The sequence below is a fragment of the Mesorhizobium sp. AA22 genome, from assembly GCF_001672375.2.
GTDB classification, from domain to species: domain Bacteria; phylum Pseudomonadota; class Alphaproteobacteria; order Rhizobiales; family Rhizobiaceae; genus Mesorhizobium; species Mesorhizobium wenxiniae.
Map to the genome: position 1 here is coordinate 4,462,349 of NZ_CP048406.1, position 11,828 is coordinate 4,474,176.

At 63.9% G+C, this 11,828-nt stretch carries 11 protein-coding genes; 5 read left to right on the forward strand and 6 right to left on the reverse strand.

Annotation, left to right across the window (positions count from 1 at the left end):
• Positions 1 to 220 precede the first annotated feature (220 nt).
• Genes A9K68_RS21535 through hutI form a run of 5 tightly spaced genes read right to left on the reverse strand, consistent with a single transcriptional unit; the run spans position 221 to position 6,118 of the window.
• On the reverse strand, positions 221 to 808 hold the full coding sequence (locus A9K68_RS21535) for a HutD family protein (RefSeq protein WP_065008000.1): 588 nt from the start codon (positions 806 to 808) through the stop codon (positions 221 to 223).
• An 8-nt stretch (positions 809 to 816) separates the two neighbouring features.
• Positions 817 to 2,487 carry a urocanate hydratase gene (gene hutU / locus A9K68_RS21540; RefSeq protein ID WP_065007999.1) on the reverse strand — a complete coding sequence of 557 codons (1,671 nt, stop codon included), beginning with the start codon at positions 2,485 to 2,487 and terminating at the stop codon, positions 817 to 819.
• A gap of 39 nt (positions 2,488 to 2,526) precedes the next feature.
• Complete coding sequence (hutG, locus tag A9K68_RS21545; RefSeq protein ID WP_156768300.1) at positions 2,527 to 3,348, reverse strand: N-formylglutamate deformylase; 822 nt, start codon at positions 3,346 to 3,348, stop codon at positions 2,527 to 2,529.
• On the reverse strand, positions 3,345 to 4,886 hold the full coding sequence (gene hutH / locus A9K68_RS21550; protein WP_065007997.1) for a histidine ammonia-lyase: 1,542 nt from the start codon (positions 4,884 to 4,886) through the stop codon (positions 3,345 to 3,347). Before hutH ends, hutG begins: the two co-directional genes overlap by 4 nt.
• The gene (gene hutI / locus A9K68_RS21555; RefSeq protein WP_065008273.1) at positions 4,883 to 6,118 is read right to left on the reverse strand and encodes an imidazolonepropionase; all 1,236 of its coding nucleotides are present in this window, start codon (positions 6,116 to 6,118) and stop codon (positions 4,883 to 4,885) included. The genes hutH and hutI overlap by 4 nt, the downstream gene beginning before the upstream one ends.
• A 100-nt stretch (positions 6,119 to 6,218) precedes the next feature.
• Here hutI and A9K68_RS21560 point away from each other — a divergent pair, with 100 nt between their 5' ends.
• Positions 6,219 to 7,571, forward strand: coding sequence for a formimidoylglutamate deiminase (locus tag A9K68_RS21560; RefSeq protein ID WP_065007996.1), 1,353 nt, complete (start codon positions 6,219 to 6,221; stop codon positions 7,569 to 7,571).
• On the forward strand, positions 7,568 to 8,314 hold the full coding sequence (hutC, locus tag A9K68_RS21565; RefSeq protein ID WP_065007995.1) for a histidine utilization repressor: 747 nt from the start codon (positions 7,568 to 7,570) through the stop codon (positions 8,312 to 8,314). Before A9K68_RS21560 ends, hutC begins: the two co-directional genes overlap by 4 nt.
• Before the next feature lie 171 nt (positions 8,315 to 8,485).
• Here the strand turns inward: hutC and A9K68_RS21570 are convergent, their stop codons facing one another.
• Entirely contained in the window at positions 8,486 to 8,830 is a 345-nt protein-coding gene (locus tag A9K68_RS21570; protein WP_065007994.1) for a RidA family protein, read from the reverse strand.
• Between the two features lie 224 nt (positions 8,831 to 9,054).
• Between A9K68_RS21570 and aztA the strand changes: the two genes are divergently transcribed.
• From aztA to aztC, 3 genes are read left to right on the forward strand one after another with little or no spacing between them, the layout of a single operon-like run.
• The gene (gene aztA, locus A9K68_RS21575) at positions 9,055 to 9,861 is read left to right on the forward strand and encodes a zinc ABC transporter ATP-binding protein AztA (protein WP_065007993.1); all 807 of its coding nucleotides are present in this window, start codon (positions 9,055 to 9,057) and stop codon (positions 9,859 to 9,861) included.
• Positions 9,861 to 10,736, forward strand: coding sequence for a zinc ABC transporter permease AztB (gene aztB / locus A9K68_RS21580; protein WP_065007992.1), 876 nt, complete (start codon positions 9,861 to 9,863; stop codon positions 10,734 to 10,736). The genes aztA and aztB overlap by 1 nt, the downstream gene beginning before the upstream one ends.
• A gap of 22 nt (positions 10,737 to 10,758) precedes the next feature.
• Positions 10,759 to 11,697, forward strand: coding sequence for a zinc ABC transporter substrate-binding protein AztC (gene aztC, locus A9K68_RS21585; RefSeq protein ID WP_065007991.1), 939 nt, complete (start codon positions 10,759 to 10,761; stop codon positions 11,695 to 11,697).
• Positions 11,698 to 11,828: the final 131 nt, after the last annotated feature.

The window sequence follows — 11,828 nt, forward strand, 5'->3', positions numbered from 1 at the left end:
GCGGCGTCACCGCCACGGCAATGTCCCTAAAACCGAATGAAATGCAATTGGTTGCATCGAAACAAGGGCCGAAAGTTTGTTTTCGCACCACAACTTACAGACGAACCACCTCTCCCTCCCGCCGGGACTTGATCGACGGAAGGATTCGGGCTTTTTCGTGATCTGGGCTTGAGCTTACGGCATATTTCGCCGGTGCTGTGATCATGTTTCGAAACAGGCGTTAATCGTTTGCAGCAACGCGATCGATGCGGATCACGAACAGCGTCGCCGGTCGCGCAGGCTCCAGGCACCACTTCAAGGCGTCCGGCCCGAGCAACAGCGTATCGCGCGGTCCGATGCGGACAGGCGCCGCGCCGGCCACCGTGATCTCGCCGTCAAAACACAGGATGAGAGTCACATCGGCCACCGAGTGGATGTCCGTCGACGTCGAAATCATCACGCGTTCGACGGCATGGGTTATCCGTCCGCGCCGCGTCATAACATTGAGATCGATAATCGGACCGGCGATCAGCGCCGCCTGCGTCGGCACATCGGCCGGAAAGGAAAGCGGGGCGGAAGCTTTGGTCACCGTAGCGGCCGGGCGGCCGGCGATGTCAAGGACAATCCCCTCGCCTTCCAGCACGGCCAAGGTTCGATCCACTTCGGCAAACCCGGAGAATGGCCCACCGCTTTCGACGCGCGCCATGGAGATGCGCCAGTCGAAATCGTCGAGCGCAGCACCTGCGGGCGAGACTGCGATTTCCGTCGTCACCCCGCCGCCGTTCTTCCACGGCATAGACCGGTATTCGGCTGCCCGGAGAATGCGCAAGGCGCGATTCAGCCGAGGATGCCTGGCAGGTTGAGCTGGTGCTCCCTGGCGCAGTCGATGGCGAGATCATAGCCGGCATCGGCGTGGCGCATGACGCCGGTTGCGGGGTCGTTCCACAGCACCCGCTCCAGGCGTTTGGCCGCTTCGCGCGTGCCATCGGCGACGATAACCATGCCAGCATGCTGCGAAAAACCCATGCCGACGCCACCGCCATGGTGCAGCGACACCCAGGTTGCGCCGGAGGCGGTGTTGAGCAGCGCATTGAGCAGCGGCCAGTCGGACACGGCGTCCGAGCCATCCTTCATCGATTCCGTCTCGCGGTTCGGCGATGCAACCGAGCCGGAATCGAGATGATCGCGGCCGATGACCACCGGCGCCTTGAGCTCGCCCTTCGCCACCATTTCGTTGAAGGCGAGGCCGAGCCGGTGGCGATCGCCGAGACCGACCCAGCAGATGCGCGCCGGCAGGCCCTGGAAGGCGATACGCTCGCGCGCCATGTCGAGCCAGTTGTGCAGGTGGGTGTTGCCGGGCGTCAATTCGCGCACCTTGGCATCGGTCTTGTAGATGTCCTCGGGCTCGCCGGAGAGGGCTGCCCAGCGAAACGGGCCGATGCCGCGACAAAACAGCGGTCGGATATAGGCCGGCACGAAACCCGGGAAGGCAAAGGCGTTCTCGAATCCTTCCTCCTTCGCCACCTGACGGATGTTGTTGCCGTAATCAAGCGTCGGCACGCCGGCGTTCCAGAACGCCACCATCGCCTCGACATGTTCGCGCATCGACGCGCGCGCCGCCCTCTCGACCGCCTTCGGGTCGCTGGTGCGCTTCTCGCGCCATTCGGCGAGCGACCAGCCCTTGGGCAGATAGCCGTTGAGCGGATCATGCGCCGACGTCTGGTCGGTGACCATATCGGGGCGCACGCCACGCCGCACCAGTTCCGGCACGATGTCGGCGGTGTTGCCGACCAGGCCGACCGATTTCGCCTCGCCGGCCCTGGTCCAGCGCTCGATCTTTTCCAGCGCCTCGTCGAGCGTGTCGGCGCGCTCGTCGACATAGCGGGTGCGCAGTCTGAAATCGATACGGTCGGGATCGCACTCGATCGCCAGGCAGCAGGCGCCGGCCATGACCGCAGCCAGCGGCTGGGCGCCGCCCATGCCGCCGAGGCCGCCAGTCAGGATCCATTTGCCCCTGAGGTTGCCGCCGTAATGCTGGCGGCCGGCCTCGACGAAGGTCTCATAGGTGCCCTGCACGATGCCTTGCGTGCCGATGTAGATCCATGAGCCGGCCGTCATCTGGCCGTACATCATCAGGCCTTTCTTATCGAGCTCGTTGAATTTCTCCCATGTCGCCCAGTGCGGCACGAGGTTGGAATTGGCGATCAGCACGCGCGGCGCATCGGTGTGAGTCCGGAACACGCCGACCGGCTTGCCGGACTGCACCAGAAGCGTCTCGTCATCTCCAAGCGTCTTCAGCGAGGCGACGATGCGATCAAAGTCGTTCCAGGTACGCGCCGCCCGGCCGATGCCGCCATAGACGACCAGTTCGTTGGGGTTTTCGGCGACGTCGGGATCGAGATTGTTCATCAGCATGCGCAACGGCGCTTCCGTCAGCCATGAGCGGGCATTAAGCTCGCTGCCGCGTGGGCTGCGGACTTCGCGGATGTTATGACGAGGATCGGTCATGGCGTCACTTTCCTTTCGAATGAGCTGCGCGGCGGAGCGTCAGCGCCCGGCCCAGGCAATCGCGCTTTCCAGGATCCGCTTCAGCGTGGCGCGGATCGGCGCGGCGAATGCGGGGTCATAAGGCACCGGCCAATTGGCGGGCGTCCCCTTGCCCTCGGGCTCGCGCATATAGCCGCGGTTGGACAGTTCCATCTGCAGCGCGTGGACGTTGTTCTGCGGCTGGCCGAAATGGCGCGTGATCCAGCCACCCTTGAAGCGGCCATTTACAACGTATGTCTCGCCGGTTCCGGCGAGGATCTCTTCGACCATCGCCTGCAAGGCCGGATCGGCGCTCTTGCCGTCATTGGTGCCGAGATTGAACACCGGCAGCGTCCCCTCGAACAGCCGCGGCAGCACCGAGCGGATCGAGTGGCAGTCATAGACCACGGCCCTGCCATGAGCGCCCTTTATCCGCGCAACTTCTCCAGCAATTGCGCTGTGATACGGATAAAAAAAGCGACGGCTCCGATGCTCTGTCTCTTCAGCGTCTGGTTCCAAGCCGGGGCGATAGAGCGGATCGCCGTCAAACGTCTCCGTTGGGCAAAGACCGGTAGTGGTTTGGCCGGGATACAGAGAAACACCTGACGGATCGCGATTGACGTCGATGACGCTGCGCGAGATCGACGTCCGAACAACGCTGGCGCCAAGATCGGCCGCAAAGTCATAGAGTTGTTCGATCCACCAGTCCGTGTCGCGACGTGCAAGCCACGGCGAAACGAACCGATCTTCCAAACCAGCCAGATCGGTGCCGGTATGTGGCAAGCTGACAAGCAGCGGCTTGGTTCCCTCATGGACGGTAAGCCAATCGCGCTCGTTCATCATGCGGCTCCAGAAATCGCCGGCAGCGCCACCGCGCTCGCCGCCCTCACCGCCGCGCCGCTGCGCACCATAGCGATGGCTTTTTCCATGTCGGGATGGAAATGCCGGTCATTGTCGAGATGCGGCACCTCGGCCCTGACCAGCCTGCGCACCGCTTCGAGCGGCGCGCTCGATGCCAGCGGCGCATGGAAATCGCAGCCTTGCGCAGCGGCCAGCAATTCGATGCCGATGACGGCCGTCGCATTCTCGACCATGCCGATCAACCGGCGCGCGCCATGCGCTGCCATCGAGACGTGGTCTTCCTGATTAGCCGAGGTCGGGATCGAATCAACGCTGGCCGGATAAGCCTTCTGCTTGTTTTCCGAGACGAGTGCTGCCGCCGTCACCTGCGGGATCATAAAGCCGGAATTCAAGCCGGGCTTCGGTGTCAGGAAAGCCGGCATGCCCGACAGCGCCGGGTCGACCAGCATGGCAATGCGTCGCTCCGACAGCGAACCGATCTCGCAGACGGCGAGCGCGATCATGTCAGCAGCGAAGGCCACAGGCTCGGCGTGGAAATTGCCGCCGGAAAGCGCAGTGTCGTCCTCGGCGAAGATCAGCGGATTGTCGGTAACGCCGTTGGCCTCGGTGCCCAGCGTGTCGGCGGCCTGGCGCAGCACGCTGAGCGCCGCGCCCATCACCTGCGGCTGGCAGCGGAGGCAGTACGGATCCTGCACCCGCTCGTCGCCGAGGCGATGCGATTCGCGAATGGCGCTGCCGGCCATCAGATTCCGCAGCGCCTCTGCCGTCTCGATCTGGCCGGGATGCTTCCTGAGCAGATGGATGCGCGGATCGAAGGGGGCGTCGGAGCCCTTGGCGGCATCGGTCGAAAGCGCGCCGGCCACCAGCGCCGACTGATAAAGCACTTCAGCGTCGAACAGGGCGGCCAATGCATAGGCGGTCGAGAACTGCGTTCCGTTGAGCAGCGCCAACCCCTCCTTGGCGCCAAGCGTGACCGGCTCCAGCCCGTGTGAGACAAAAGCGACCTTGGCCGGAAACCGGCCATGCGGGGTAAAGCACTCGCCGACGCCGATCATCACCGCCGTCATGTGCGACAGCGGCGCAAGGTCGCCGGATGCGCCGACCGAGCCTTGCGCCGGCACCACCGGAATGACGTCATTGGCCAGCATTGCTTCGAGCAACTCAATGGTCTGCGGCCGAACGCCGGAGGCGCCGTGCGCTAGGTTGGCAAGCTTCAGTGCTATCATGAGCCGGCAAACAGCGACCGGCATCGGTTCGCCGACGCCGGCGGCATGCGACAGCACGATGTTGCGCTGGAGCGTCTCGAGGTCGGCGGGGGGAATGCGGACGCTGGCCAATTTGCCGAAACCGGTGTTGATGCCATAGACCGGCTCACCCTTGGCGACGATCCGCGCAACCGCCTCGGCGCTCGCCCTAATCTTCGGCCAGCAGGCAGCGTCCAGCTTCGGCACCGCGCCACGATAGATTTCGCGCCAGTCGGCCAGCGTTGTGTTGCCCGGCTTGAGTTTGAGTTCGCTCATCGTCCTCTCCAGATCCGGGCATGCAGCGGGTTGAAGCCCATGCAGTAGACGAGCTCGGCCGGGCGGTCGATATCCCAGATCGCCAGGTCGGCTGATTTTCCAGCCTCCAGCGTACCGGTCTGTCCGAGCAGTCCCAGCGCGCGGGCGGCCTCGCGGGTGACACCGGCAAGGCATTCGTCAACAGTCAGACCGAACAAAGTCGCCGCCATGTTCATGGTCAGCAGCAGCGAGGTCAGCGGCGATGTGCCGGGATTGCAGTCCGTGGCGACCGCCATTTTGACGCCGTGCTGGCGAAACAGACCGATCGGCGGCTTCTTGGTCTCACGGATGAAATAGTAGGCGCCGGGCAGGATCGTCGCCACGGTTCCTGCCCTCGCCATCGCCGCCGCACCCGCCTCGTCAGTGTATTCGAGATGGTCGGCCGACAGGGCGCCATAACGCGCCGCAAGTTCTGCGCCGTGCAGATTGGACAATTGGTCAGCGTGGAGTTTTACCGGCAGATTTAGCGCTTTCGCCGCGTCGAACACGCGAGAAATCTGCTCGGGCGAAAAAGCGATGCCTTCGCAAAAACCGTCGACCGCGTCGGCCAGGCCCTCAGCAGCGACGGCCGGCAAAATCTCCTTTGCGACCAGATCGATAAAAGCGTCCTTGTCGCCTTTCGCTTCAGGCGGCAGGGCATGGGCGCCGAGGAAGCTCGTCCTTACTGTTACCGGATGATTTTCGCCCAGGAGCCGCGCGGCGCGCAGCGATTTCCTCTCGTTTTCAAAATCGAGCCCGTAGCCCGACTTGATCTCGATGGTGGTGAGGCCTTCCGCGATCAACGCGTTGAGGCGCGGCACCGACTGCGCAACCAGTTCGTGCTCGCTGGCAGCCCGCAGCGCCTTGACCGACGAGACGATGCCGCCGCCCGCTCGAGTCACCTCCTCATAAGTCGCGCCGGCCAGCCGCATCTCGAATTCGTTAGCGCGGTTGCCTGCATGGACCAGATGAGTGTGGCAGTCGATCAGGCCCGGACTTATCCAACGCCCTTCGCAATCTATAATCTCGGCTGCTTGGCCCAGCGCTGCCGGCATGTCGGCTTCCGGGCCGGCGTAGACGATCAGGCCATCGCGCGCGGCGATCGCGCCGTCTTCGACGATACCCAGTGCGGCGGCGCTGTCAGCCATGGTTGCCAGACGCGCATTGCGCCAGAGGCGAACCTCCCCTGCCCGACCTTTGCTCTCTCCTGCCATCATCTTTTCCGTTTCAATCTGCGGCGATTATGTATATACATATTGAGATGCCCTGCAAGTGGTATCATTGCACGGGACACAGGGAATCGGAGAGAAAAACGTGACGGCGATCTTTGCGGAACAGGTGCTTCTGCCCGACGGCTGGCATTCCAATGCCCGGATCGTCGCCAGTGAAGGCCGCATCGCCACGGTCGAACCTAACACCACCCCCCGGCCCGGCGACGAACGCCATGCCATTCTGCTGCCAGGCATGCCGAACCTGCACAGCCACGCCTTTCAGCGCGGCATGGCCGGCCTCGCCGAGTTGCGCGGCCCTTCTGCCGACAGTTTCTGGAGCTGGCGCGAGGTGATGTACCGCTTCGCGCTGTCGATGACGCCGGACCAGGTCGAGGCGGTCGCCGCCCAGCTCTATGTCGAAATCCTTGAGGCCGGGTTCTCCCGGGTCGGCGAGTTTCACTATCTCCACCACGACCGTGACGGCCAGCCCTATGCCAACGTCGCCGAGATGGCTGAGCGCATCACTGCCGCGGCTGCCGACACCGGCATTGGGCTGACGCTGCTGCCGGTCTTCTATGCGCATGCCTCTTTCGGCGGCGCAGCGCCGAGCGAAGGCCAGCGGCGATTCATCAACGATGTGAAGAGGTTCTCGCGGCTTGTTGAGAAATGCCGCGAATCCGTTCGCACCTTGAATCACGCGGTCGTCGGCATCGCCCCGCACAGTCTGCGCGCCGTGACAGCGGAGGAGTTGGAAAACATCGCGGCAATGGTACCCGGCGGACCGATCCACATCCATATCGCCGAGCAAGTGAAGGAGGTTGAGGACTGCCTTGCCTGGTCCGGGGCGCGGCCAGTCGAATGGCTGCTCGCCAATGCCAATGTCGATAAGCGCTGGTGCCTGATCCACGCCACCCACATGACCGAGACCGAGACCGCGGCCATGGCGAAAAGCGGGGCCATCGCCGGCCTCTGCCCGATCACCGAGGCCAATCTCGGCGACGGCACCTTTGCAGCACCTTTGTTTAAACAACATGGCGGCCGCTTCGGCGTCGGCTCCGATTCCAACGTGCTGATCGGCCTGCCGGACGAATTGCGGCAGCTCGAATATTCGCAGCGCCTCGCCCACCGTGCCCGCAACGTGCTGGCGGTCGCCGGCGGTTCGACCGGCCGCGCACTGTTCGATGCAGCGCTCGACGGCGGCAGCGCCGCGCTTGGCGCAGGCCTCTCGCGGATCGCCGCCGGTGCCCCGGCCGATTTCGTCTCGCTCGATGCCAATCATCCCTCGCTGGCCGGCAAGACGGGCGATGCGGTGCTCGACGCCTGGATCTTCGTCAACGGCACCAAGGTCGATTGCGTCTGGGTGCATGGCAAGAAACTGGTCAGAAGCGGCACGCATGCAAGGCGCGATGCCATTGCCGAGCGTTTTCGCAAGGTGATGACGGCGCTTTCGGCATGAGCATGATCGGAACAATCGATGTGGACGTCGGCGAGTCTCTCTCGCTGCATCAGCGCATCCTGTCCGACATCAGCGAGCGGATTCTGTCCGGCGCCTGGGCGCCCGGCCACCGCATTCCGTTCGAGCACGAACTGACGGCCGAGTACAACTGTTCGCGCATGACGGTGAACAAGGCGCTGTCGCAGCTTGCCAAGGCCGGGCTGATCGAGCGCCGCCGCCGCTCCGGCAGCTTTGTCCGGCGGCCGCATTCGCAAGCCGCGGTACTGGAAATCCACGACATCAGGATCGAGGTCGAAGCGCTCGGCCTGCCCTATCGCTACGAGCGTGTGGCGCGACATAAAAGGCGCAGCAGCGCGGAGGATCGCGCCTTGCTGGAACTCGCTTCTGCCGGACCTGTGCTGGCGCTGGAATGCCGGCATTTGGCCGGCAAGCGGCCGTTCGCCCACGAACAGCGGCTGATCAACCTGGCCGCCGTGGCCGAGGCCGCCGACGAGGAATTTCATGCCATCGCGCCCGGGCCGTGGCTGATCGCCCGCGTGCCATGGAGCGCCGCCGAGCACCGCATCCGCGCCGTCGCCGCCGACAGGCACATTGCGGCTGCACTCGACATCGAGGCCGGCGCACCGTGCCTGGTGGTCGAGCGGCGGACATGGAGCGCCGAGCACCCCGTCACTCATGTCCGTTTCACCTATGCGGCCGAGAGCCACACGTTGGTGGCAAGGTTCACGCCTTCGCAGGGGTAACTCTTACCCTCCCCCTTGAGGGGAGGGTCGCGGAAGAAATGCCGCAGGGCGGCATTTTGTGACGCGGGCTGGGCTCGGTGCAACCTCGCCGACCCCACCCCGTCTCGCAGTTTCCGCTTCGCTTCGACCGTTCGCCGACCTCCCCTCAAGAGGGAGGTAAAGCGCTCTGCCTCAGATCGCGGCCGTGACAATGATCTCGACCAGATATTCCGGTCCGGCAAGCTTGGCCTCGCCGGTGGCGCGCGCCGGGGTATGGCCCTGCGGCACCCACTTGTCCCACTCCGCGTTCATCTCGGCGAACGTGCTCATGTCGGCCAGCCAGATGATCGCCTGCAGGATCTTGGTCTTGTCGGTGCCGGCCTGGGCCAGCAATTCGTCGATGGCCCCCAGTATGTCCCTTGTCTGGGCGCCGACGTTTCCGCCCGGCTCGCCGACCTGACCGGCCAAATAGACGGTATTGCCGTGGATGACGATCTGGCTCATGCGCGGGCCAACATCGATGCGACGAATGCTCATGGGACGTTTCCTTCCTTTGTGGGTCGCGCCTCTTTAGAGTCGCGGTCCACCGGGGGCAAGGTTGCATGAGCGAATCCTCTTGAGCCAGCAGGCGTGGGGCGAAAATAGGCACACGCCAAATTGCTCCGGTCGCCGCAATTCCGCCGGATTGACTTGTTGACTAATGTAATAACATCACATATCAACCGCCGCTGCCGTATTAGTCGTGTCCCACGGATCGTCACATGACCAAAACCTGCCTGACCTTCCGCGACCTGACACTGGGCTACAACAGCCATCCGGCAATCCATCATCTCGACGGCACGATCCGCCGGGGATCGTTGACCGCCGTCGTCGGCGCCAATGGCTCGGGCAAGTCGACCTTGATGAAGGGCATCGTCGGTGTATTGAAGCCGATGGCCGGCACGGTTGTCCGCGCGCCCGGCGTGCGCGCCGCTTATCTGCCGCAACAGTCGGAGCTCGACCGCTCCTTTCCGGCCAGGGTCGTCGATCTGGTCTCCCTGGGCCTGTGGCCACGGCGCGGGCTGCTCGGCCGCCATACCAGGGAAGATCGCGATTCGGTCAGCCAGGCGCTGATGGCCGTCGGCCTCGGCGGCTTTGAAAAGCGCCCGATCGACACATTGTCGGGCGGCCAGCTGCAGCGCACGCTGTTTGCCCGCGTGCTGCTGCAGGACGCCGATCTCATCCTGCTCGACGAGCCGTTCAACGCCGTCGACACCAAGACCGTCGGCGACCTGATCACGCTGATCAAGCGCTGGCATGGTGAGGAGCGCACCATCATGGTCGTTGTCCACGACCTGGAACTGGTGCGCCAGAATTTCCCCGAGACGCTGCTGCTGGCGCGCCAGCCGATCGCCTGGGGCGAAACCAAGGCAACGCTGCGGCCGGAAAACCTGTTGCGCGCGCGCCGCTTCCATGAAGCCTGGGAGGAGAACGCGCCCTGGTGCGAGCCCGACAACCACGAGCACGGCGATCACCCTCACGATCATGGGCACAACCATCATCACGGCTCCGGGCCGAGGGCGGCATGATGGACACGCTCTACGGTCTTTTCATCGCTCCGTTTGCCGATTTCGCCTTTATGCAGCGGGCGCTTGCCGGGTCGCTGATGCTGTCGCTCGGCGCCTGCCCGGTCGGCGTGTTCCTGATGCTGCGCCGCATGAGCCTTTCCGGCGACGCCATGGCCCACGCCATCCTGCCAGGTGCCGCCGCCGGGTTCCTGTTCTATGGGCTGGAGATCCTGCCGATGACCATCGGCGGGTTGATTGCCGGCATCATCGTCGCGCTCGGCGCCGGCGCCGTCTCGCGCTTTACCATCCAGCGAGAGGATGCCTCGATGGCGGCCTTCTACCTGATTTCGCTGGCCATCGGTGTGCTGATGGTGTCGATCCGCGGCTCCAGTGTCGATCTCATGCATGTGCTGTTCGGCACCGTGCTGGCGCTCAACAATGAAGCGCTGACGCTGATCGGCGGCATCGTGCTGGTTACGCTGGTCAGCCTCGCCATCTTCTGGCGGGCGCTGGTCGCCGAATGTCTCGACCCGCTGTTCCTGCGGTCGGTCAGCCGGTTAGGCAGTCCGGTGCATTTCATCTTCCTCGGCCTCGTCGTGCTCAACCTGGTCGGCGGCTTTCAGGCGCTCGGCACGCTGCTTTCCGTGGGGCTGATGATGCTGCCTGCGGCCGCCGCCCGCTTCTGGACCATGCGCGTCGAGCCGATGTGCCTGCTGGCGGTGCTGATCGGCTTTGCCTCCTGCGTCGCGGGGCTGCTTCTGTCCTATCACGTGTCGCTGCCTTCCGGCCCGGCCATCATCCTGTCTGCGGGCGTCGTCTATTTTGCCTCGATCCTGTTCGGCACGCGCGGTATCCTGCGCGCCCGCATTATCCATCACCGCCACAGAACCGCCTGATCCCAACAGAGGATAGCTGTCCATGCTGAATTCGATCCGCGCCGCCTTGGCAATGAGTGTTATAACGTTAACTGCCTTTGGTGCGTCATCGGCCCTCGCGGAGCCGTTGAAAGTGGTCGCCAGCTTCACGATCATTGCCGATTTCGCAAAAAATGTCGGCGGCGACCGCATCAATCTGACCACCATCGTCGGGCCGGATGGCGATGCCCATGTCTACGAGCCGAGCCCGGCTGACGCGGTGGCGATGGCGAGTGCGGATGTGGTGCTGGTAAACGGCCTGCATTTCGAAGGCTTTCTGCAGCGCCTGGTCGACGCCAGCGCCACCAAGGCGACGATCGCCGTTCTGACCAAGGGCGTCACGCCGATCAACTTCAAACCCGAATTCGCCGATGCCGATGCCGCTGAAGGCGCCCATACCGATGGCGAAACGGCCACCGATCCGCATGCCTTCCAGTCGATTGCTAATGCCAAAATCTATGTGAAGAACATCGCCGACGCCTTCTGCACCGCCGACGCCGCGGGTTGCGACAGCTACAACGCCAATGCCGCAGCATACACCGCGAAGCTCGATGCGGCCGAAGGCCAAGTGAAGGCGGCAATCCAGTCGATCCCGGAAGAGAAACGCGTGGTCATCACCTCGCATGACGCCTTCGGCTATTTCGAGAAGGCCTATGGCCTCACCTTCCTGGCCCCCGAGGGGGTATCGACCGAGTCGGAGCCGTCCGCTGCCGACGTCGCCAAGCTGGTCAGCCAAGTGAAGCAGGACAAGGCGGCGGCTGTCTTCATCGAGAACATCACCAACGCGCGGCTGATCGAGCAGATCGCCAGCGAGACCGGCATCAAGGTGGGCGGCACGCTCTATTCGGATGCGCTGTCGCAGCCCGACGGCCCGGCCTCGACCTATATCGACCTGATGCACAACAACATCGCCCAGATCAAAGGCGCGATCCTTGGAAGCTGACTCGAGCGTGTCTATGCGATCGGGGCATTATCGCCTCGGTTGGATTTTCCGGCCTGCAATATCTATTTGGCAGAGAATTCCCCCGATGCGGATTGCCGCCCATGCCAGGGAGTGGCAAGACTGCCGCTAAA